Source organism: Agrobacterium vaccinii (genome assembly GCF_021310995.1).
Lineage (GTDB): Bacteria > Pseudomonadota > Alphaproteobacteria > Rhizobiales > Rhizobiaceae > Agrobacterium > Agrobacterium vaccinii.
Genome location: NZ_CP054150.1, coordinates 2,978,317 through 3,000,881, shown reverse-complemented (window position 1 = coordinate 3,000,881; position 22,565 = coordinate 2,978,317). Strand labels below are relative to the sequence as shown.

The 22,565-nt window shown below is 54.8% G+C and carries 23 protein-coding genes; 12 read left to right on the top strand and 11 right to left on the bottom strand.

Annotation, left to right across the window (positions count from 1 at the left end; translation table 11 throughout):
- Positions 1-86 precede the first annotated feature (86 nt).
- From gyrB to HRR99_RS14525, 5 genes are all read right to left on the bottom strand, one after another.
- Positions 87-2,522 (bottom strand): DNA topoisomerase (ATP-hydrolyzing) subunit B, encoded by a 2,436-nt coding sequence (gyrB, locus tag HRR99_RS14545; RefSeq protein ID WP_112501119.1) that lies wholly within the window; start codon positions 2,520-2,522, stop codon positions 87-89.
- 158 nt (positions 2,523-2,680) lie between these two features.
- Positions 2,681-3,046: a helix-turn-helix domain-containing protein gene (locus HRR99_RS14540; protein ID WP_233122233.1), complete on the bottom strand. Its 366-nt coding sequence runs from the start codon at positions 3,044-3,046 to the stop codon at positions 2,681-2,683.
- Positions 3,043-3,612 (bottom strand): Smr/MutS family protein, encoded by a 570-nt coding sequence (locus HRR99_RS14535; RefSeq protein ID WP_233123517.1) that lies wholly within the window; start codon positions 3,610-3,612, stop codon positions 3,043-3,045. Before HRR99_RS14535 ends, HRR99_RS14540 begins: the two co-directional genes overlap by 4 nt.
- On the bottom strand, positions 3,612-4,730 hold the full coding sequence (gene mltA / locus HRR99_RS14530) for a murein transglycosylase A (protein ID WP_233122232.1): 1,119 nt from the start codon (positions 4,728-4,730) through the stop codon (positions 3,612-3,614). Before mltA ends, HRR99_RS14535 begins: the two co-directional genes overlap by 1 nt.
- On the bottom strand, positions 4,727-5,425 hold the full coding sequence (locus HRR99_RS14525; RefSeq protein WP_162694720.1) for a Tim44/TimA family putative adaptor protein: 699 nt from the start codon (positions 5,423-5,425) through the stop codon (positions 4,727-4,729). The genes mltA and HRR99_RS14525 overlap by 4 nt, the downstream gene beginning before the upstream one ends.
- 254 nt (positions 5,426-5,679) lie before the next feature.
- On the opposite strand from HRR99_RS14525, the gene HRR99_RS14520 reads away from it, so the two are divergent.
- Together HRR99_RS14520 and secB are read left to right on the top strand one after the other, a co-directional pair.
- Positions 5,680-6,192: an FxsA family protein gene (locus HRR99_RS14520; protein ID WP_112501116.1), complete on the top strand. Its 513-nt coding sequence runs from the start codon at positions 5,680-5,682 to the stop codon at positions 6,190-6,192.
- A gap of 83 nt (positions 6,193-6,275) precedes the next feature.
- Entirely contained in the window at positions 6,276-6,758 is a 483-nt protein-coding gene (secB, locus tag HRR99_RS14515; RefSeq protein ID WP_233122231.1) for a protein-export chaperone SecB, read from the top strand.
- A 49-nt stretch (positions 6,759-6,807) separates the two neighbouring features.
- Here the strand turns inward: secB and dnaQ are convergent, their stop codons facing one another.
- Genes dnaQ through HRR99_RS14490 form a run of 5 tightly spaced genes read right to left on the bottom strand, consistent with a single transcriptional unit; the run spans position 6,808 to position 10,411 of the window.
- On the bottom strand, positions 6,808-7,506 hold the full coding sequence (gene dnaQ / locus HRR99_RS14510; RefSeq protein WP_233122230.1) for a DNA polymerase III subunit epsilon: 699 nt from the start codon (positions 7,504-7,506) through the stop codon (positions 6,808-6,810).
- A complete protein-coding gene (gene coaE, locus HRR99_RS14505) occupies positions 7,499-8,104 on the bottom strand; it encodes a dephospho-CoA kinase (RefSeq protein ID WP_233122229.1) in 606 nt (201 codons plus the stop codon). Before coaE ends, dnaQ begins: the two co-directional genes overlap by 8 nt.
- Positions 8,101-8,964, bottom strand: a complete 864-nt coding sequence (locus HRR99_RS14500) for a shikimate dehydrogenase (protein ID WP_233122228.1) — start codon at positions 8,962-8,964, stop codon at positions 8,101-8,103. Before HRR99_RS14500 ends, coaE begins: the two co-directional genes overlap by 4 nt.
- Complete coding sequence (locus tag HRR99_RS14495) at positions 8,957-9,556, bottom strand: Maf-like protein (protein ID WP_111841291.1); 600 nt, start codon at positions 9,554-9,556, stop codon at positions 8,957-8,959. Before HRR99_RS14495 ends, HRR99_RS14500 begins: the two co-directional genes overlap by 8 nt.
- A 33-nt stretch (positions 9,557-9,589) precedes the next feature.
- Positions 9,590-10,411 carry a pyruvate, water dikinase regulatory protein gene (locus tag HRR99_RS14490; protein ID WP_233122227.1) on the bottom strand — a complete coding sequence of 274 codons (822 nt, stop codon included), beginning with the start codon at positions 10,409-10,411 and terminating at the stop codon, positions 9,590-9,592.
- Positions 10,412-10,818: 407 nt separating this feature from the next.
- Here HRR99_RS14490 and hemE point away from each other — a divergent pair, with 407 nt between their 5' ends.
- The 8 genes from hemE (at position 10,819) to HRR99_RS14450 (ending at position 19,608) form a co-directional block, all read left to right on the top strand.
- Positions 10,819-11,853: a uroporphyrinogen decarboxylase gene (gene hemE / locus HRR99_RS14485; protein WP_233122226.1), complete on the top strand. Its 1,035-nt coding sequence runs from the start codon at positions 10,819-10,821 to the stop codon at positions 11,851-11,853.
- On the top strand, positions 11,850-12,395 hold the full coding sequence (gene hemJ, locus HRR99_RS14480; protein ID WP_233122225.1) for a protoporphyrinogen oxidase HemJ: 546 nt from the start codon (positions 11,850-11,852) through the stop codon (positions 12,393-12,395). Before hemE ends, hemJ begins: the two co-directional genes overlap by 4 nt.
- A gap of 187 nt (positions 12,396-12,582) precedes the next feature.
- Positions 12,583-13,848, top strand: coding sequence for a transcription termination factor Rho (gene rho / locus HRR99_RS14475; protein WP_112501108.1), 1,266 nt, complete (start codon positions 12,583-12,585; stop codon positions 13,846-13,848).
- A gap of 100 nt (positions 13,849-13,948) precedes the next feature.
- A complete protein-coding gene (mnmE, locus tag HRR99_RS14470) occupies positions 13,949-15,274 on the top strand; it encodes a tRNA uridine-5-carboxymethylaminomethyl(34) synthesis GTPase MnmE (RefSeq protein ID WP_233122224.1) in 1,326 nt (441 codons plus the stop codon).
- A gap of 57 nt (positions 15,275-15,331) precedes the next feature.
- Positions 15,332-17,209 (top strand): tRNA uridine-5-carboxymethylaminomethyl(34) synthesis enzyme MnmG, encoded by a 1,878-nt coding sequence (gene mnmG / locus HRR99_RS14465; protein ID WP_233122223.1) that lies wholly within the window; start codon positions 15,332-15,334, stop codon positions 17,207-17,209.
- A 10-nt stretch (positions 17,210-17,219) separates the two neighbouring features.
- The gene (gene rsmG, locus HRR99_RS14460) at positions 17,220-17,840 is read left to right on the top strand and encodes a 16S rRNA (guanine(527)-N(7))-methyltransferase RsmG (RefSeq protein WP_233122222.1); all 621 of its coding nucleotides are present in this window, start codon (positions 17,220-17,222) and stop codon (positions 17,838-17,840) included.
- 16 nt (positions 17,841-17,856) lie between these two features.
- Entirely contained in the window at positions 17,857-18,651 is a 795-nt protein-coding gene (locus HRR99_RS14455; protein WP_277877903.1) for a ParA family protein, read from the top strand.
- 72 nt (positions 18,652-18,723) lie between these two features.
- A complete protein-coding gene (locus HRR99_RS14450; RefSeq protein WP_112501103.1) occupies positions 18,724-19,608 on the top strand; it encodes a ParB/RepB/Spo0J family partition protein in 885 nt (294 codons plus the stop codon).
- A 47-nt stretch (positions 19,609-19,655) separates the two neighbouring features.
- Here the strand turns inward: HRR99_RS14450 and HRR99_RS14445 are convergent, their stop codons facing one another.
- Positions 19,656-19,856 carry a DUF1674 domain-containing protein gene (locus HRR99_RS14445; RefSeq protein WP_111841298.1) on the bottom strand — a complete coding sequence of 67 codons (201 nt, stop codon included), beginning with the start codon at positions 19,854-19,856 and terminating at the stop codon, positions 19,656-19,658.
- Between the two features lie 107 nt (positions 19,857-19,963).
- Here HRR99_RS14445 and htpX point away from each other — a divergent pair, with 107 nt between their 5' ends.
- Together htpX and HRR99_RS14435 are read left to right on the top strand one after the other, a co-directional pair.
- A complete protein-coding gene (gene htpX / locus HRR99_RS14440; RefSeq protein ID WP_233122221.1) occupies positions 19,964-20,923 on the top strand; it encodes a zinc metalloprotease HtpX in 960 nt (319 codons plus the stop codon).
- Complete coding sequence (locus HRR99_RS14435; RefSeq protein ID WP_422387275.1) at positions 20,920-22,302, top strand: RsmB/NOP family class I SAM-dependent RNA methyltransferase; 1,383 nt, start codon at positions 20,920-20,922, stop codon at positions 22,300-22,302. Before htpX ends, HRR99_RS14435 begins: the two co-directional genes overlap by 4 nt.
- Positions 22,303-22,565 lie beyond the last annotated feature (263 nt).

Here is a 22,565-nt window from a genome sequence, read left to right as displayed (position 1 = left end):
AAAAGGCCCGAGGAAGAATATCCCTCGGGCCTTTTCTTAAGATTGCGTTTCACGTGAATCGTCTCATCAGACAATCCACCTAAAAATCAGATGTCGAGATTGGCGACGTTCAGCGCGTTTTCCTGGATGAAGTCGCGGCGAGGCTCGACCTCGTCGCCCATCAGGCGGGCAAACAGGCTGTCGGCATCGGTTGCGTCAGGAATTTTCACCTGAAGCAGCGAGCGCACGTTTGCGTCGAGCGTGGTTTCCCACAGCTGCTCGGCGTTCATTTCACCAAGGCCCTTGTAACGCTGCATCGACAAGCCCTTGCGGCCTGCTGCAAAGATGGCATCGAGAAGCGAGCGGGGGCCTGAAATCGTCAGCGTACCGTCCTTGCGTTGCAGCACCGGCGGCGTCTTGTAGATGTCACCCATGCGGGTGGCCAGCTGGTCGATGTGTCGCGCATCTGCCGAACCCATCAGGCCCATATCCAGCGTGGAGACTTCTTTCACGCCGCGCACCATTCGCCAGAAGCGCAGGCCGCCATCATCAAGAACTTCGCCGGTCCAGCCGCGCTCGGTCTCTTCGGCGATCATGTCCAGACGACGCGCAACCTCGGCAACGGTGGCTTCAGCCTTGCTGGCATCAGCCGACAGTTCAGGGTTCATCGCACCGGCGATGGCTGCCTGCTCGACAATCGAGCGGCTGTAGCGTGAATGCAGATTGTCGATCAGCGTGCGCATGCGTACCGCATCGAGAATGACCTCACGCAAATCCTGGCCGACACGGACTTCGCCGGAACCCAATGTCAGCGAGGCTTCCTCGATGCCCATTGAAATCAGATAATCTTCCAGCGCCTTTTCGTCCTTCAGATACTGAACGGACTTGCCGCGCGTCACTTTGTAGAGCGGTGGCTGGGCGATATAGAGATGGCCGCGCTCGATCAGTTCCGGCATCTGGCGGAAGAAGAACGTCAACAGCAGCGTGCGAATATGCGCGCCGTCGACGTCAGCGTCGGTCATGATGATGATCTTGTGGTAACGCAGCTTGTCGGCGTTGAACTCGTCCTTGCCGATGGAAGTGCCGAGCGCCGTAATCAGCGTGCCGATTTCCTGGCTCGACAGCATCTTGTCGAAACGCGCGCGTTCGACGTTCAGGATCTTACCCCGCAATGGCAAAATGGCCTGCGTTTCACGCGAACGGCCCTGCTTTGCAGAACCACCGGCAGAGTCACCCTCGACGAGGAAGACTTCGGATTTGGCCGGATCACGCTCCGAGCAATCGGCAAGCTTGCCGGGCAAGGAGGAGATATCGAGTGCGCCCTTACGGCGGGTCAGTTCACGGGCCTTGCGGGCGGCTTCACGCGCAATCGCGGCTTCAACGACCTTGCCGACGAGGATTTTGGCTTCGGTCGGATGTTCTTCGAACCAGGTGCTGAGCGCTTCGTTGACGAGATTTTCGACAACGGGCCGCACTTCGGACGACACCAGCTTGTCTTTGGTCTGGGACGAGAATTTCGGGTCGGGAACCTTGACCGAGAGAACAGCGGTCAGACCTTCGCGGCAATCTTCGCCCTGAAGGGAAACCTTTTCGCGCTTGGTAATACCGGAGCTATCGGCATAGGAGGTCACCTGGCGCGTCAACGCACCACGGAAACCGGCCATATGCGTGCCGCCATCGCGCTGAGGGATGTTGTTGGTAAAGCAGAGCATGTTTTCGTGGTAGGTGTCGTTCCACCACATAGCGACTTCAACGGTAATTCCGTCTTTTTCGCCAATGATGTAAACAGGCTTGTCGACCAGCGGCTTCTTGGAGCGATCAAGGTACCGAACGAAGGCCGCCAGACCGCCATCATAGAGCATCTCTTCCTGCTTGATGTCGGAGTGGCGCTTGTCGGTCAGAAGAATGCGCACACCCGAATTCAGGAAGGCAAGTTCGCGCAGCCGGTGTTCCAGCGTCGCGTAGGTGTATTCCGTCATGGTGAAGGTTTCGGTGCTGGCGAGGAAGGTGACTTCCGTGCCGGAGCGACCTTCATACTCGCCCACGATCTTCAAAGGGCCGTCGGCCACGCCGTGCGTGAAGGAAATCTCGTGGATTTTGCCGTTGCGGCGAATGCGCAGCTTCAGCCAGACAGACAGAGCGTTCACAACGGAAACACCCACGCCGTGCAGACCGCCGGAGACCTTGTAGGAGTTCTGGTCGAACTTACCGCCCGCGTGCAGCTGCGTCATGATAACTTCGGCAGCCGAGACGCCTTCACCGGTGTGGATATCGGTCGGGATGCCGCGACCATTGTCTGTCACCGATACCGAACCATCGGCATTCAGCGTCACCGTCACCAGGTCGGCATGACCGGCCAAGGCTTCATCGATGGCGTTGTCAACGACTTCGTAGACCATGTGGTGCAGACCGGAACCATCGTCGGTGTCACCGATATACATGCCGGGACGTTTGCGCACCGCGTCAAGGCCCTTCAAGACCTTGATCGAGTCGGCTCCATAGGCTGCACTGGCGGCGTTTTCGCTCGACGGAGTTTCAGTCATAAGCACTCTTTCCAAATGTATCTGTCGCAGCGCATCTGTTTGCGGACGGCGCGACAGCGAATCACTTTAAATCTGACGTGTGACTATAGAAATTCCGCCTCGATATCCAAAGTCCACGAGCGTCAAAACCCTGCATAAAGCGGGGGATAGCGCGGGTTTCAATCGTAAGAACGGCTTTTTTGCAGCACCTCTGTCAATTCGTCTATCACAGTTGGCGGCAGCTTGCGAATATTCCGCGCCAAACCATTGGCCAAAGCGGTATATTCCTGCGGCAAACCGCTGGTATCGATCACCACCCTTGGATCGGAAACGCCTGCGAGGGAGAACAATTCCTCCGCCTCATCCCAGATGATGTTGAAATAGCCTGCAATGCGCTGAAGAAGATTGAAGCTCGGCTTGCCACGTTTGCCGTGTTCCAGCGCCGAGAGATAGGCAGGCGACACACCGATTGCCAGCGCCATCTCTTTTTGCGTCACGCCCTTTTTCTCGCGAAGCATCCGCACCGCCTGTGCGAAGGGTGTCATGACCGATCTCCACCACGACGCGCCAGACGCACGTAGAGAGCGCCGTCCCCTCCATGGTTCATGGAGGCATCTTCGTAGGACGAAATGAGATACCGATATTCCGGTTTGGAAAACCACATCGGCACGGCCCGCTTCAACGCGCCTTCACTTCCCATTGACCGTCCCTTGCCGGTGATGACCAGAACGTGGCGCAGACCCCGCTCATGCGCGCGGATCAGAAAGTCCAGAAGCACAGCGTGGGCCTCGCTCTGGAACATGCCATGAAGGTCGATGCGCGCTTCCAGCGCCAGCCGTCCCCGTGTCAGCTTGCGCTTGACCGGCTTTTCAAGCGGATGGTGGATGCGATCCTTTTTCGGCGTCGGCAGCAAGGTATCGACAACGGGTTCGATGATCATCCTTGGAAAGGGTGGCGGTGGTTTCGGCGTCTTGACATCAGGCACGGGCGGCGGCTCGACCTCTTCCAGATCGTCCAGATCCTCGATCTTGCCCGATATCACGCGTGTCGTTCGGGCGACCTTTCCCCAGAGAACCCGCTCGTCCCTGCCGAGTTTGCGGCCACCTTTCATCACCGATACCTTTCCGCTGCTCCACGGGGTATCAGTATATAAAAATCGGCGGCGTTGCGCACGGTTCCTGCACGTTCTCCGGCCTCATCCCCAGAGCCGGTAAAAATGTCACCCCTTGCAGGTCCAACGATCGCAGATCCGGTATCGAGCGCCAGCATCAACCGGCCAAAGGGCTGGCCGTCATCGAGATGCGTAAGACTGGGCGCGCTGATGTAGAACGGAAATCCAAATGTATGGATCAGCCTGTCGACCGCGAGCGAGCGGCCCGCAATCAATGGAACCTTGGCCGCAGCAATCGGTCCCAGGTCCAGTTGCTCCACATCCGCCTCGCGAAAGAAGATGTAGGACCTGTTGTGCCAGAGAACCTCGTCAACCTGATCGGGGTGCGCTTCAAGCCACGCACGGATTGTCTGCATGGATATGGTCGCCGGGTCCAACTCTCCTCTGTCCAGAAGGAGCCGCCCAATCGGTGAAAACGGATGCCCGGCTTTTGCCGCATAGGTGATGCGCTTGATGGCGCCATCGGCATAGCGGAGCCTTGCTGCACCCTGCACATGAACGAAGAACAGATCGATTTTGGATTTTGCCCAGGAAATTTCTAGCCTGCGCCCGGCCAGATATCCGCGGTCGATTTCCCCCCTGTCGGGATAGTGCGTAATCGTACCATCGCGGTTCAGCGCAAAGGCATAATAGGGGTCGATTTCTTCCGGCCGGTTACTGTCATCGAGATCGATGAGATCGTCGGGGCGGCGATAAATGGGATATTTCCAGATCTCGTCGGGCGTATCGGACACTGCGATTTCCGGCTCATAGAAAGCCGTGACGAAGCCGCCTTTGCCTGTCGACGGCTCGATCAGAAACGGAATGCAGTGATCTTCGAAAAACCGGCGTGCCGTGATGGCGTCGGCAAAATCAGCGGTTTCCGCCTTTTGCAAAAACTCCGCAAGTTCATCGGCACTCAGCCCCAGCGCACCGGTGCGATAGGGCTTTCCATGTCTAAGATGCGTTAGAATGGACCGCATGGCAGGTAACAACGGCGTCGGGTCGTCTGCCTGCCAACCGGGCAGTTGCGCAAACGACACCTGTTTGAGTTCGAAGTCCCTGCCCTTGCCGGTCATTGCTCGGATTCGGTCGCAATCAGTTTCCAGTTCGGATCGCGCGAGCGGATGTCGCGGGAGAACGTCCAGATATCGTCAACTTCCGACACGGCCTCCGGGTCGCCGTCAATCAGCTTGCCATCCTTGTCGAAGGTCGCGGAAATAAGCTGGCTGATGATGCGCAACGTGATCTGCTCTTCGGAATCGCGAATGCTGGCATGGGTGATGTCGATCTTCTCCGTGCCGACGAATGTCGACTTGACGACCTCACCACGCGTCTCACGCTCGGTGATCGCCGCATCGAAACCGTCATAAACGTCCTTAGACAGAAGATTTTTGAGCGTCTTGCGATCACCATCTGCAAAGGCCGTGACGATCATCTCGTAGGCCATGCGCGCACCGTTGATAAACTCCTTCGGACGGAAAGTCGGATCGCTCTTCGTCAGTTCGCGCAGCGAATCATTGACCGCGGAACCCACAGGCGCAACGGCATCGATTTCGGCAAACGGATTTTCTTCTTCACCGTCGCCACGGCGGGGCAAGGTAACGACCTTGTTATCGTCGGCTACCGGGGTTTTAGCCACATCGCGTGGGCTATAGGGGTCCACAGGAGGCTTTTCATTGCCAGTACGGCGGCCAAGCACGCTTCGCAACTGAAGAAAAATCAGCACGGCAGCCACCAGGAAAAACAATGTTATAAAGTCGCTTGAGCCCATCTTTTACCGAAACCACCATTTAAATCTAATTTTCTACACATCATATAGTCTGCATCTGCTCATCATTCAAACAGGCAGATGCAATCGCTGGTCTCTAAAGGCAGGCAAATTGACGATATGCTTCGTCATTGAGCATTTGGATCAACCCAAACAACGCCTCTGCGTTAGTGTCCAGCATCTGATTTCTGTCCGTGAATACGTCTCGATCACCGTCAAGGACGTGCAGCGCTTCAACACCACGCAAGGCTAACAATATGCGTTTCTCATTCCTGCCCATCATCGTCCTCGCAATGCCGATCCTCGAGATCGCCGGATTTATCATTGTCGGAAAGGCGCTTGGCCTCTGGCTGACGATGGGCCTTATTTTTCTGACCTCGTTCCTGGGCCTGATCATTTTGCGGACCGGGGGTCTGAGCATGGTGCGCGATTTGCAAAATGCCAGCCGGACCGGCGCTGAACCCGCAAAGGCCATGATAAGTGGTGGCATGCGGGTGATTGCAGGCATCCTGCTATTCGTGCCTGGCTTCATCACTGACGTAATAGGGCTTCTGTTGCTGGTTCCGGCGTTCAGGGCTTTCATATGGAAGGCCATAGGCCCGCGTATCGTCGTCGCTGGCTCTTTCAAGGGCACAGGTTTTCGCCCGGGGCCGCAGTCGAACGGCTCCTCCAAAGTGGTGGACCTGGACGAGGACGACTTTCACCGCGATGGTCCAAAGAACTCGCCATGGTCCCCCGGCAAGGACGGTCACGATCTGCCAAAACCCTGACCTTCCCTTGAGATCAAAGGGTTGTAAGCCATAATTTGAAATGATAGACGGGCTTCCAAGAATTCAATCCGCGAGGACATAGTATGACCACTGAAAACGGTGCGCAGGAAGGAACAAACCCTTCCCTTAACATTCTAACCCAGTACACCAAGGATTTGTCGTTCGAAAATCCTGGCGCACCGCGTTCGCTTCAGGCCCGTGATGGCGCGCCTGCCATCAATATCAACGTCAACGTCAATGCGAACCCGATTTCGGGGTCCGACTTCGACGTGGTTCTGACATTGAATGCAGAAGCCAAGGATGGCGACAAGGTCCTGTTCGTGGCCGAGCTGGTTTACGGCGGCGTTTTCCGCATCACCGGTTTCCCGCAGGAACATATGCTGCCGGTTCTCTTCATCGAGTGCCCGCGCCTGCTGTTCCCGTTTGCACGGCAGATCATTGCAGACGTGACCCGCAATGGCGGCTTCCCGCCACTGATGATCGACCCGATCGATTTTTCGCAGATGTTTGCACAGCGTGTTGCTGAAGAACAGGCCCGCGCGAAAGTTCAGGCTGTTCCGAACTAAGGTTCTTTACCGACGACGAAATATGAACCCGGGTCAAGGCCCGGGTTTTTTAATGCGCGTATTTGTTCCAGATCGCCTTGTCACCCATGGCGAGGACGAGTTTTCCATGCGCTGCTGCCGTATCCGCATCGAGCCGCGGCGGCAGAGCGCGAGGACGAGCGACAACTTCGATCGGCCCTTCATCAACGACTTCATTGACCTGAGTTTTCGCGACGGCACCAAAACCAAGCGCGGTCTGACGTCCTCCGATCATCTCGATATAGACTTCGGCCAGAAGTTCGGAGTCGAGCAATGCTCCATGCTTGGTGCGATGGGAATTATCTATCCCATAACGGCGGCAGAGCGCATCGAGGGAATTCGGTCCCATCGGATGTTTGCGCCGCGCCATGGACAGCGTATCGGTCACCAACTCTGGCGGAACCGCTTCTATTCCAAGACGGCTGAATTCTGCGTTGATGAAACCCATATCAAAAGTCGCGTTATGTGCGACCCAGCGAGCGCCCTCGAAGAAATCCCTGATCTCTTGGACGACTTCACCGAACTTCGGCTTGTCTTTCAAAAAGTCATCTGTGATCCCATGGACCGCCAAAGCGTCAGGGTGAACTTTTCTGTCCTCGGGATTGATGAACAGATGAATAGTGCGTCCGGTCGGAAAATGATTGAAGAGCTCGATGCCACCGATCTCGATGATGCGATCGACCTTCGATTCCAGACCTGTTGTTTCCGTATCGAATATGATCTCACGCATTGTCTTTTCCTTCTCGCTCGGCGCTCAAAGCAGCAAGCACAGACTTCACCTGCTCGTGTGCATCGGCAATTCCACGGCTCGTGTCGATGACAAAATCTGCCAGCTGTCTCTTTTCCTCATCCGGCATCTGCCGCGCAAGGATCATCTGAAATTTCTCTTCCGTCATGCCCGGTCGGGCTAACACTCTCTGCCTTTGTATATCAGCAGGGCAACTTACGACAACAATGGTGTCAACACGGCTTTCCGCCCCCGTTTCGAAAAGCAGCGGGATATCGAGGAGAGCGAGTGAAGCGCCTTCACTCCGCTGATGTTCCAGAAACTCTTCCTGTTTCCTCCGAACCAACGGGTGAACGATTTTTTCGAGACGTGCAAAATTAGCCGGATTCCGCCGAAGCGCTTCACCGAGCTTTTCACGGTCTACGGTCCCGTCGCGCGTGGTGCCGTTGAAGGCATCCTCAATCAAAGGCACGGCTTCGCTCTGATAAAGTTGATGAACAACCGCGTCTGAATCGCATACGGCGATGCCCTCAGCAACGAACAGCTCTGCTGTCGTCGACTTGCCCATACCGATCGATCCCGTCAGCCCCATGATGATCATCCGTGTTTCCCAATATCGGCTATGATGAGCCCTCTGAGTTCGTCATTCACGAAGGGAGATTGACCGAACCATCGCTCAAAGCCTGGCTTTGCCTGATGAAGCAACATGCCCAACCCATCGACAGTCGCGAACCCTTGCTCTTCCGCCATCGCAAGAATGGGGGTTTTGAGCGGTACATAAACAAGATCGGTGACGACGGCGCCGGTTTGAAGGGGTGAGAAATCGAGGTAGGGGGTATCGCTCCCCTCCATTCCCAAAGACGTCGTGTTGACGAAAAGGCCTGCACCTTCCATCACCTCGTGGAGTGCAGGCATCGGGTGGGCGAAAATTTTATCGCCAAACCTGTCGCGCAATTCCTTCGCGCGCCCGACGGTCCTGTTGACGACATTGATTTCGGAAATGCCACGATTGCGCAAAGCCTGGACAATCGCCCGACTTGCCCCGCCGGCACCGAAAACAACGGCTCTATCGGTTTGATCCCATCCCGGCTGCTGTACGTCGAGATTCGATAGGAAGCCGTAGCCATCACTGTTGGTCGCATAGAGCAGGCCATCTTCCAGCCAGATCGTGTTCGCCGCCCCCAGTTCCTGCGCGATATCGTCAGGCTGGTCGGACCACCGATAGGCGGATTCCTTGTGAGGAATTGTTACGTTTCCACCGACGAAACCACCATTCTCTCCAGCTTTCAGATCAGCAATGAATGTGCCGAAGTTTTCAGGCGCCACTTCCAGTGCTTCGTAAGAGCCCGCAATTCCGAAACTCTTCAGCCAGTGACCATGGATCAATGGTGAGCGGGAATGCTTGATCGGGTAGCCGGTAACAAACGCTTTGATGGTTAATGTTTCACGTGAATCAACCATCGATCATTCCGAGTTCGCGAAGTTTCGTTAATAAAGGCAACAGCGGCAATCCCAGAATAGTGAAATAATCACCGTCTATCTGACTGAATAACTGGATTCCCTCGCCTTCCAACTGGTACGCCCCAACACTCGACAGCACGCCTTTTCCGACGCGCTGGAGGTGACGCTCCACAAATCCTGCATCAAAGTGCCGCATTGTCATGTCGGCAATCGTCACGACGTCCCAGAGGATTTCACCGTTCTGAGCCAGTGCAGCGCCGCAGTTCAAGCGATGCGTCTTTCCCGACAAAGACAGAAGGTTCGCATGGGCTTCAGCCATGTCTTTTGGCTTGTGAAAAATCTTCGTTCCCAGAGACATTGTCTGATCACAGCCCAGAACAATCGCGCCGGGCATGATGGCGCTGACAGCAAGCGCTTTTGCTTTTGCCAATTCTACCGCAATCCGGTCCGGCGTAGCGCCTTCTGCTTCAAGACGAGCATCGATGGCTCGCTCATCGACAGCGGCGGGCATTGCCGTGAATGTCAGCCCAGCATTGCGCATCAGCATCTGGCGTGATGCGCTGGAAGAGGCAAGGATCAGCTCTGGTCTCATCAACCACGGTCTCCGAACAAGAATGCGAAGGAATTAACGCGTCCTTTGGCGAAGAGCAAGAATGGCAGCGGCCGTCTCTTCAATCGAGCGACGGGTGACATCGATCACGGGCCAGTTATTGCGGGCGCAGAGGGAGCGCGCATATTTCAGCTCCTCCATGATCGTTGCCCGGTCAATATATTGTCCGCGGTCAAAACCGCCGGTGACGCCCAGTTCACGATTTTCGCGGACCTGCGATATCCGATCCGAAGTTGCCACCAGACCAACGATCAGCGGCTTCGTGGCCCTATAGAGGCTATCCGGTAACAGCACGTCGGGAACCACTGGAATATTGGCTGTCTTGATTCCCCTGTTGGCGAGATAGATGCTCGTCGGCGTCTTTGAAGTGCGGCTGATGCCTATGATGACGACGTCAGCGTCATCGTAATTTTCCGGCATCTGCCCGTCGTCGTGGTCCATGGCGAAATTCAGCGCTTCGATCCGCGCAAAATAGTCTGCGTTCAACGCGTGCTGCGCACCAACGCGGCGTCGTGATGCCGTGCCGAGATAGGTTTGAAAGATGCCGATGACAGGTTCCAGAACATTGACGCAGGGAACGCCCATGGCATGACATCGCAGATCGAGGAACTCTGCCAATTGCTCGTCAACGATCGTATAGAGGACGATTCCCGGCTCTTCATCGATGCTGTCAATCACCTTTTGAAGCTGCTTCTGGTTTCGGATCATCGGATAGACGTGCTCAAGCGGCATCGCCGCATGAAATTGTGCCGACACCGCCCTGCCCGCAGACATCAGAGTCTCACCGGTGGAGTCAGAAATCAGATGAAGATGGAAGAAGCTTTTTTGGTTCTCCACGTTGTTTTCGGCTCCCTGTTGATAAAGGTGCACAAACCTCGCACTCGGGTTCGGCACCGGGTCACGGCCTGCATAACTGCCGTTTTATCCACAATCGGCGATCCGGTGTAGCAAGCAAACACGTCCCTGTGAATTCTGTGGAGAAATAGACTCCATTAAAAACGATCAGCACGTTGTCCACAGGCCGGAGCGAATGCGAATGCATCTCAAGCCTCTGAATCTTTAAGGAGATATTGGGATATGACCGAAGTTTTCCAAAACCTCGGATTTTATCAAAGCTGAAATCTGTGTTTCAGCCCGATGCGGCATTTCCGCCTGATAGATTTTAATCCTTGCTACTCACAGACTCTAAGAAATAGAAAATCATTTAGATCTCTTAGATTTTATTTTTTAGAAAAGATGAGCCCATGTCAGAGCGTCGTGTTATCAAGGTTTTGAACGGGGAGACGTTGGGCCCTCCTCCGATCTGGCTTATGAGACAGGCAGGACGTTATCTGCCGGAGTACCGGGAAACGCGGAAGGCAGCAGGAAGTTTCCTTGATCTCTGTTACAATCCTGAACTTGCCACAGAGGTTACGTTGCAGCCGATCCGACGTTTCGGTCTGGACGCTGCGATCCTGTTTTCCGACATCCTAGTGATACCCGACGCGCTGAAACGCAACGTCTCCTTCACCGAGGGCAAGGGCCCTGCGATGGATCCGATCGATCCCGCTGGTATCGCGGCCTTGAGGGGTGACAACATCCTCCCGCATCTGGCTCCTGTTTTCGAAACGGTGAAGCGGTTGAGGCAGGAATTGCCCAGTGAAACAACGCTGCTGGGTTTTTGCGGTGCACCCTGGACGGTTGCGACCTACATGATTGCGGGGCATGGAACGCCGGATCAGGCCCCTGCCCGTCTGTTCGGCTATCAACACCCACACGCCATGGAAACGCTTCTTGCTTTTCTCGCTGAAGTTTCTGCCGATTATCTCGTGGCGCAACTCGATGCTGGCGCGGATGCCGTTCAGATATTCGATTCCTGGGCCGGTGTTCTCGGCGAAAAAGAATTCGAGGATTTCGCGGTGAAGCCCGTGGCCCGTATCATTGAATCCGTTCGGGCACGTCGCCCTGGCGCAAAAATAATAGCCTTCGCGAAGGGTGCCGGTATCCTTTTGAAGGATTACCGACAGAAGACCGGTGCTGACGCCATTGGTCTCGATTGGAGCGTGCCGCTGTCTTTCGCCCGTGAGCTCCAGAAGGATGGACCGGTACAGGGTAACCTCGACCCGATGCGGATGGTGGCCGGTGGCCGGGCTTTGGAAGACGGGATCGATGCGATCCTGAACTGTCTTGCTAACGGCCCGCTGATTTTTAATCTCGGGCACGGGATCACGCCACAGGCCGACCCGGAGAATGTCGCCAGATTGGTGTCCCGCGTCCGTTCACATGGCTATGCGCTATGAGCGGGGAAAAGCAGACTTCAACCACAGCAGGCCGTAAGGCGCGCTTCCGAGCTGCAGCAGCGCTTGCTGTTTTTATCGGGTTGGTTGCCGTGGTACTGCATGTCGATCCTACGGATGCCTACCTCTGGATCAAGGCTTTGCACATCATTGCCGTCATCTCGTGGATGGCTGGCTTGTTCTACCTGCCCCGGCTTTTCATCTATCACACCGACGCAGCGCCCGGTTCCGACAAGTCTGAGACCTTCAAGATCATGGAGCAGCGGTTGCTCAAGGTGATCATGAACCCCGCAATGATGATCTCATGGGTTCTCGGCCTTTATCTGGCGTGGTCCGTTTATGGTTTTTCCGGCGGCTGGCTGCATGCGAAGATCTGGCTTGTCACACTGATGACGGTCACCCACGTCTATTTCAGCAGAAGCGTGCGCCGGTTTGCGCGCGACGAAAACACACGGACCGCCCGTCACTGGCGGTTGATGAATGAGGTCCCAACCCTTTTGATGATCCTCATAGTCATACTTGTGGTTGTGAAACCCTTCGCTTGAGGGGTCATCACGATAATTTTCTCGGAATTGGTGCTTTCCTCTTGCGGCTTTCAGGTTGAACCGCTATTTTCCGGTAACTCATCTCAATGGCATGTGAATTATTCAGACGTCTGCGGGCCACCCACAGTACCTGATTCGCGAACAAGCCTTTCCCCACACACATATTTTAAAGACGGTCTTTCTCTTCATGGCTGAAATGAAGCTTCAGGAACTTAAGAGCAAATCCCCAACCGATTTGCTGACTTTTGCAGAATCCCTGGAAGTCGAAAATGCGAGCACGATGCGCAAGCAGGAGCTCATGTTTGCAATCCTCAAGGTATTGGCAAGTCAGGACATCGAGATTATCGGTGAAGGCGTTGTTGAAGTTCTTCAGGATGGCTTCGGCTTTCTGCGCTCTGCCAACGCAAACTACCTGCCCGGCCCGGATGATATCTACATCTCGCCTTCGCAAATCCGCCGCTTTTCGCTCAAGACCGGTGATACCGTCGAGGGCCCGATCCGTGGACCAAAGGAAGGCGAGCGCTACTTCGCGCTGCTGAAGGTCAACACGATCAACTTCGATGACCCTGAGAAGATTCGCCATAAGGTTCATTTCGACAATCTGACACCGCTCTATCCGAATGAGCGCTTCAAGCTTGAACTCGAAATACCGACATCCAAGGATTTGTCTGCGCGTGTGATGGACCTCGTCGCGCCGCTCGGCAAAGGCCAGCGCGGATTGATCGTTGCGCCGCCGCGTACGGGTAAAACCGTTCTCCTGCAGAACATTGCCCATTCCATTACCGCCAATCACCCGGAATGCTACCTCATCGTGCTCCTCATCGACGAGCGTCCTGAGGAAGTGACGGACATGCAGCGTTCGGTGAAGGGTGAAGTCGTTTCATCCACATTCGATGAGCCTGCCGTGCGCCACGTTCAGGTCGCCGAAATGGTGATCGAAAAGGCCAAGCGTCTTGTCGAACATGGCCGTGACGTCGTTATTCTGCTTGATTCGATCACGCGTCTCGGGCGCGCCTACAACACCGTTGTTCCTTCTTCTGGTAAGGTTCTAACCGGTGGTGTGGACGCCAATGCCTTGCAGCGCCCGAAGCGTTTCTTCGGTGCAGCCCGTAACATTGAGGAAGGTGGATCGCTGACGATCATCGCGACCGCCCTGATCGATACGGGAAGCCGCATGGACGAAGTCATCTTCGAAGAATTCAAGGGCACTGGTAACTCGGAAATCGTTCTGGATCGCAAGGTCGCCGATAAGCGTATCTTCCCGTCCATGGACATTCTCAAGTCCGGTACGCGTAAGGAAGACCTCCTCGTACCCCGTCAGGATCTTCAGAAAATCTTCGTGTTGCGTCGTATCCTTGCGCCGATGGGCACGACCGATGCTATCGAGTTCCTGATCGACAAGTTGAAGCAGACCAAGACCAACGGTGATTTCTTCGATTCGATGAACACCTGATCGCTGGGTTTACAATCAGAGTTTGCCTGACCGCGCCTCACAAGGGCGCGGTTTGTCGTTGTATCGTTCAGGCGTGGCATACCCATTGGAGTTAAAGACCTTGGTTTCTTCTACGGACACAATCTACGCCCTTTCCAGCGGCACTCTGCCTGCGGGAGTCGCTGTGCTGAGATTGAGCGGAAGTCAGGCCATGGTCGCGATGTCTATGCTGACAGGGGGTCGTCTTCCAGCACCCCGCGTTGCCGCACTCCGAACGATTCGTAACCGAAACAAAGAAACAATCGATCAGGCTTTGGTGATTCAATTTCCAGCCCCTCATTCTTTCACGGGCGAAGATTGCGTCGAAATCCATCTGCACGGCAGCAAGGCCGTCGTTGACGCTGTTTTCACAGAACTGGATGCTATCGATCACATCCGGCCCGCGGAAGCCGGAGAGTTCTCCAAGCGCGCCTATGACAATGGCAAGATGGATTTGCTGGAAGTAGAGGGCTTGGCCGACCTTTTGAAAGCAGAAACGGAAATGCAGAGGCGCTTGGCCGTTGAGCAGACATGTGGCCAGCTCTCTGCACTATACGATGACTGGGCGTACCAACTCACCCGTTGCCGTGCATTGATTGAAGCGGAGCTTGATTTCTCTGATGAGGAAGACGTTCCCGATTCGGTAGCAGACCAAGTCTGGGTTACCGTCTCGAGGCTAAAAACGGAAATATCGGATCATCTAAATGCAGGCGGCTCCAGCGAAATCATTCGCAACGGGTTCAAGGTCGCACTTATCGGTTCGCCGAACGTTGGTAAATCCAGCCTACTGAACGCCATGAGCGGACGTGATATTGCTATCGTGACGGACATTGCGGGCACCACACGCGACGTGATCAGCACCGACTTGGATATCGGCGGATACCTGGTGACGATCTATGATACCGCCGGATTGAGAGACACCGACGACGTGGTTGAGCGCGAAGGTGTAAGACGTGCCCGTGCGAGCGCAGCGGAAGCTGACCTCGTTCTATCGCTATTCGAGACCGATTCGGATGCGCAACAAATTGATTTGGCATCTAACGTCTCGATAGTAACTGTCGCTACGAAAACTGATCTTTATCCTGAGCGTTGTACTGCTCCCTACGATCTGGTCATCTCGGCGAAGACCGGGGAAGGCTTGGTAGAACTCAAGTCCCTGATCAGATCGCATATCGAAACGCGTGTTGGCGTGACGCATTCATTGGTGCCTGTGCGAGCCAGACATAAGAAACGACTTGAAGAGACGTTGAACTATGTTAGTGATGCGCTCAATTCTGAAGGCATGGACCTTGCGGTCCGATCAGAATATTTGCGACTGGCTGCGACGTCGTTGGGACGAATCACTGGTCGGGTTGATGTAGAAGAGTTGCTCGGTGTGATATTCTCCGAATTCTGCATTGGAAAATGATTCACGTGAAACACTGAGCCGATAGGGCGCGGGCAGACCGAAAGGACGGGTCTCGTCATGAAGTACGATGTTGTTGTCATTGGTGGTGGTCATGCCGGTAGCGAAGCTGCCGCTGCCGCTGCGCGCCACGGGGCAAAAACCGCCCTGCTCACGCATAATAAAGACACCATCGGCGTCATGTCCTGCAATCCGGCGATCGGTGGGCTGGGAAAAGGCCATCTTGTCAGGGAGATCGATGCTCTAGATGGACTGATGGGGCGCGTTGCCGATGCGGGCGGAATCCAGTTCCGAATGCTCAACCGCAAGAAAGGTCCCGCAGTCAGAGGTCCACGCACGCAGGCGGATAGACGGCTTTATAGAGAAGCGATGCAGGCGGAAATCTCGGCAATTTCGAATCTCACTGTCCTTGAAGGTGATGCGTACGACATTGAATTTGCAGACAACGTCATAACAGCTGTCATCCTAGCCGATGGCACTAAAATCGCTTGCCGATCGATCGTTCTGACGAGTGGCACATTTTTACGCGGCCTCATTCATATCGGATCCGAAAAGATTCCCGCGGGTCGCGTTGGTGAAAGGCCATCCGTTGGTCTCTCAGATACATTGGCTCGTGCTGGGCTTTCTATGGGCCGCCTGAAAACGGGAACACCAGCGAGACTGGATGGCAAGACCATTGATTGGGCGTCAGTCGAGCGTCAGGGCGCGGACGCGGATCCCGTTCCCTTCTCCTTCATGACGGACCACATTCGCAATCCCCAGATCGAATGTGGTGTCACGAGAACGACGCCTGCTGGCCACAAGATCATTCAGGATAATATCCATCTCTCTGCCATGTATTCGGGTCAGATTGAAGGTGTAGGCCCGCGTTATTGTCCTTCAATCGAAGACAAGATTGTGCGATTTGGTGAACGCGATGGCCATCAGATATTTTTGGAACCCGAAGGGCTGGATGATGATACTATCTATCCAAACGGCATTTCGACATCTCTGCCCCTATCGGTCCAGGAACTCTTCATCCACACCATCCCTGGCCTTGAGCAGGTAAAAATCCTGCAGGCGGGTTATGCCATTGAATACGACTATGTCGATCCAAGAGAGCTGCGGCCATCTCTCGAATGCAAGAAAATTCAAGGTTTGTTTTTGGCTGGTCAGATTAACGGAACGACTGGTTATGAAGAGGCGGCGGCACAGGGGCTTGTTGCAGGGCTCAATGCGTCAGTTTTTGCAAGTGGTGGCGCTCCAGTCCACTTCAGCCGGACAGAATCCTATATCGGCGTGATGATAGACGACCTGACATCGAAGGGTGTCACCGAGCCATATCGAATGTTCACCTCACGCGCGGAATACCGTCTATCGCTGCGTGTCGACAATGCCGATCTGCGGCTCACGCCGTTCGGTGCAACTGCTGGAGTTGTCGGCACAGAGCGGTCGAAGCGGTTTGCCAACTTTGTCGATACGTTGGATGTGGCTCGGGCGAAACTGAAAGAGCTGACAATTAGTCCATCTGAGGCAGCTAAACAGGGTCTCAAATTAAATCAGGACGGCCAAAGACGATCTGCCTATGAGTTGCTTTCCTATCCAGACATCACGTTCGCGACAATCACAGACCATTGGCCTGAGCTGTTAGCACTGGCGCCCAAGATCGCTGAAGTCCTTGAAATCGAAACAGGCTACGCCGTTTATTTGCAGCGACAAAACGCGGATATCATCGATATAAAGCGAGATGAAGACAGGTCCATTCCTGACGATTTCGATTTCTCTACGCTTTCCGGCCTTTCCAACGAGTTGAAGCAAAAGCTTCAAAAGGCGCGCCCCGCGAACATTGCTCAGGCTTCTCGGGTCGATGGCATGACGCCTGCCGCCATTTCGCTTATTCTTGCTCTGCTCAAGAAAGGCGTCTATACGCGACGTCAGACGTTGCGTGCACAGTTATAACGAGTCTCTTATGAATATAAACGGCCAAAGTGTTTCACGTGAAACACAGGAAAAACTTGAGCATTTCGTCGAACTTTTCAAAAAGTGGAACGCGACAACAAATCTTGTAGCGCCTTCAACGCTTACGGACCTTTGGTCCCGCCACGTTGCCGATAGTGCTCAGATATTCCAGCTTGCGCCAAAACCCCAACACTGGGTCGATCTGGGAAGTGGCGGTGGCTTTCCTGGAATCATTACCGCTATATTTCTTACAGAAATCGGCGACGGCTGGGTAGACTTCGTCGAAAGTAATAACAAAAAAGCTGGTTTTCTACGTGTCGCCCTAACGGAGACAGGTGCTCGCGGTTCTGTCCACCCTGTTCGGATTGAGAAGGCACCAAGTTTGGTCCAACAATGCGACGCGATATCCGCTCGGGCACTCGCTGACCTCGATACACTGTTCGGTTATATCGAACCATGGGCGCATAAAAACTATAATCTCACTTCTTATCTCAACAAAGGTCGGGATTATGAAGTCGAAGTGAATAAAGCGCGTGGTGGATGGGATTTCGATCTGGTAAGACATCAAAGCAGTGTAGAAGCGAGCTCTGTTGTGCTCGAAATCAGTCACCTACGTCGGAAAGCTGATTGACCAGGTCAGGTGCGGCATCATGTTTGAGAAAAATCGGATTATAACGATCGCAAACCAAAAGGGTGGCGTTGGTAAGACGACGACCGCCATCAACCTTGCCACGGCTCTCGCCGCAATTGGCGAGCGTGTGCTGGTTGTGGACCTAGACCCCCAGGGTAATGCGAGCACCGGGCTGGGTATCGACCGCCGTGAACGTAAGCTATCATCCTATGATCTTCTGGTTGGCGCCAATTCGGTTGCCGAGGTTGCCGTTCCCACAGCCGTACCAAACCTTGATATCGTCGCGTCGACCATGGATCTCCTGGGATTTGAAATGGAGGTGGCCAATGCTTCCAATCGCGTATTTTTGCTGAGAAATGCGCTACAGGCTGCTGATGCACGAGCTTACTCCTATATTCTGGTTGATTGCCCCCCATCGTTTAATCTTTTGACGATGAACGCGATGGCGGCAGCGCATTCGGTGTTAGTTCCTCTTCAATGCGAGTTTTTTGCGTTGGAAGGCCTCAGCCAATTGCTTGATACGGTCAATCAAATTCGCGGAACGGTAAACCCGGCTCTCGATATTCAGGGCATCGTGCTCACCATGTTCGACTCGCGAAACAATCTTGCTCAGCAGGTTGTCAATGACGTCAGAACGCATCTCGGTGAGAAGGTCTATCACACGTTGATACCGAGAAACGTTCGCGTTTCCGAGGCGCCTTCCTATGGTAAGCCCGCTATTCTTTACGATTTGAAATGCGCGGGAAGCCAGGCATATTTGCAGTTGGCGTCTGAGGTCATACAGCGCGAACGGCTGCGAAAGGCCGCTTAAGCCGTGATTGCGTCAACTGAGGGGATGACGAGCGAGGACTCGCGACCTATTCGGATTTTTGGAGTTTGATTTATGAGCGATGATTTATCGAAGCGCCGTCTCGGTCGCGGACTTGCAGCCTTGATTGGCGAGATGGACCAGCCTCTCCCCGTTGGCGAGCCTCAACGTGCTGTCAGCCCCGATCGCACGATCCCGATTGAGTTCATCGCCCGCAGCCCGCGCAATCCACGTCGCCATTTCGATGAAAATGAATTGCAGGATCTCGCATCCTCCATTCGCCAGCATGGTATCGTCCAACCTGTCGTCGTCAGAACGGTCGAGCAGAATCGCTATGAAATCATCGCCGGTGAACGTCGGTGGCGTGCAGCACAACTCGCTGGCTTCACAGAGATTCCCGTTATCGTTCGCGATGTGGATGATCGCACCGCTCTCGAACTGGCCATTGTCGAGAATGTCCAACGCTCCGATCTCAATCCGTTGGAAGAGGCGCTGGGTTACGATCAGTTGATTGCCGAACATGGCTATACCCAGAATGATCTCGGTGAGATTATCGGCAAAAGCCGTAGTCACGTCGCCAACAGTCTGCGACTTCTAAAGCTGCCCGATCCCGTGCGTGATATGCTTGCCGAGGGTACTCTATCGGCTGGCCACGCGCGCGCGCTTGTCACGACGTCGGATCCACTTCATTTCGCCCGCGCCATCGTATCTCGTGGCCTGTCTGTCCGTGATGCCGAGCGTATGGCTCAGGCTGATATCAAGGCCCAGCTTGATCCTGGTCATTCCCGCAAGCCGGAAAATGAAAAAGATTCCGACACTATCGCTTTGGAGCGGACATTGACCGATGCACTCGGTCTCGACGTCAAAATCGCCCATAAGGGCAATGGCGGTCATATTCGCATCAACTACCGTTCATTGGAACAGTTGGAAGCCGTGTGCCGTTTGCTAGAGCAGAAGTAATTTAAGGTATTGTTTTTAAATAAGAAATTTTTAAGGACTGGCGTCGATCAAAAATCGATGGCTCGGCCTTTGATTTCGTAATCGCCGAATCGGACGGGTTCGACCCCTCCCCGTCCGCCCGTTTCCGGTGGCAGCTCCAGTGCTTCCGCATGCTTGCGGCGTTCTTCGGCTTCCTTCAGCGCGCGTGCTGCGGCTGGCGAAATCGGCTTGCGGTTTTCACCACTATTGTCGTTGTCTGCGTTTTCCATTGTTCCAAGGCCTTATGACAGGATATTGAAAAGCGTTTCTTCGTAACCAGATTATAGAAGTCGAGATGGCTTGGTAAGCCATTCCACTCAATTACGGAGATTATCGGATGAACATGATGCGTACGGCCATGTTGTTGGCGTTCATGACCGCTTTGTTCATGGGCATCGGTTTTATGCTCGGCGGTCGCGGCGGCATGATGATCGCGCTCGTTGTTGCCGCAGGCATGAACCTGTTTTCCTACTGGAATTCCGACAAGATGGTGCTGAAGGCCTATCACGCGCAAGAAGTGGATGAGCGCAATGCACCGGAGTTCTTTGCTATGATTCGCGATCTGGCTCACAATGCTGGTTTGCCGATGCCAAAAGTTTATGTGTACGACAGTGCGCAGCCAAACGCCTTTGCCACGGGTCGCAATCCACAGAATGCCGCAGTGGCCGCCTCCACCGGATTGATGGAGCAGTTGACGCCCGAGGAGGTCGCTGGCGTCATGGCGCATGAGCTCGCCCATATTCAAAACCGTGACACGTTGACGATGACCATCACGGCGACCTTGGCCGGTGCCATCTCTATGCTCGGCAACTTCGCGCTGTTCATGGGAGGCAACCGCGAAAACAACAATCCTCTGGGCTTCATCGGCGTTCTGTTCGCCATGATTGTCGCGCCTTTCGCCGCCATGCTGGTGCAGATGGCGATCAGCCGAACACGTGAATATTCTGCCGACAGACGTGGTGCGGAAATTTGCGGTAACCCGATCTGGCTGGCGTCCGCGTTGCAGAAGATTTCCGGTGCTGCTCGCCAAATTCATAATGATGATGCGGAGCGCAACCCTGCTACGGCACATATGTTCATCATCAATCCGCTCTCTGGCGAACGAATGGACAATCTGTTTTCCACGCACCCCAACACGGATAATCGCATCGCGGCACTGCATGCTATGTCCGGTGAGTTTGCGCAGCCATCGACCTACCAGTCCACAAGTGCTAAGCCGGTCCGCAAATCACGTTCCGTTCCCAACACGGGTTCGGGTCGAAGCGATAATAATGAGCGCAAAGGGCCTTGGTCTTGACATCGAATTCTTCCGCCAAACCGGTAAAACATTTCAAACGTAAGCCGTCTGGTGGAAACGATGAAGCATCCACGTCGGGTGACGCCTGGAAGCCCGGGCTCGGCTCGCGGATGGCGGCGGTCAAGATTTTGTCCGCTGTTCTCGAAAAGAAGACATCCCTCGATGGCATGATGGACGCCGAAAACGGCAACCCTACCTACCGGGCTCTCAATGTTGCAGACCGAGCCTTGGTGCGTGCCATCGTCAATACAGCGCTACGCCACTTGCCGCGTATCGATGCAGCGCTTGGCATGTTGCTGGATGGACCGCTTCCGCAAGGCGCCCGCTCGCTCCATCATGTTCTGGTCGTGGGTGCGACGCAGATGTTGTATCTGGATGTGCCAGATCACTCGGCTGTCGATCTTGCTGTCGAGCAAGCGCATCGCGATCCACGCAACAGACGTTTCGTAAAGCTGGTCAATGCCGTCCTGCGGCGGTTGGGGCGCGAAAAAGACGAGGTTCTACAGGCTGTTAGTGCGATACCCGTCTTGCCTGAATGGTTTTATAGACGTCTGTCGAAAGTCTATGGCGCGGATGCTGCCGAACGTATGGCGCAAGCGCAGCTTATACCATCCGTCATCGATATCACCGTAAAGTCCAATCCCGAACATTGGGCCGAGAAGCTCGCTGGCACGGTTATGCCCAATGGCAGTGTCCGGCTCGGCTCATTCGAAGGCTCGGTTTCGGGACTGGAAGGGTTTGATGAGGGCGAGTGGTGGGTCCAGGACTTCTCCGCCAGCATGCCTGTCCGACTCATGGGTGATTTGACGGGAAAACGTGTGGTGGACGCCTGTGCGGCTCCCGGCGGCAAGACGGCACAGCTGATTTTGAGCGGCGCGCAGGTCACGGCGCTCGATCAGTCTGGCAATCGCCTGAAACGGCTTCGCGAAAATCTCGGGCGTCTGAAGCTGGAGGCCGAGACGATCGAGAGCAACATGCTGAAGTTTCAGCCGGAGGAGCTGTTCGACGCGGTGCTTCTGGACGCACCATGCTCATCCACCGGCACATTGCGCAAGCATCCCGACGTTTGCTGGACCAAGGACGAGCGTGATATTGCCAAGCTTGCCGGTCTTCAGGAGCAGATGCTGCGCCATGCCTCCACATTCGTAAAGCCCGGCGGGATTGTCGTGTTCTCGAATTGCTCGCTCGATCCCTCCGAGGGTGAAGAGATGGTGGCGAAGGTATTGGCTAGCTCGGCTGATCTGGAACGCGTACCCGTATCTGCACAGGACTTTCCCGGCATGGAGCATGCTGTCAATGCGGATGGTGACCTGCGCACCACGCCGGATATGTTCGGCGGAGTCGATGGTTTTTACGCAGCGGTGTTGCGTAAACGATAGTCCATTGCTTGTCCTTTTCTGGATGTCGCTGCGATGAACGACTGGTCGCAGCGCCATCCATCCATGTGTCCATCTCTTTTCGCACCACCCGGTTTCTGTAGAGCGCTCCTGACCGGGAGCTGCTCACGCGTCTTTCTTTGCCGCATGGTGGATTGTTTACAGAATATGAAGTTTTTCATGAAACATTGAGTGACTTGTCCATTGCTAGCCAGCATCCATCATTCTGCGATCCATCCACTATCGTTGCGCAGGCGGGAAAGACA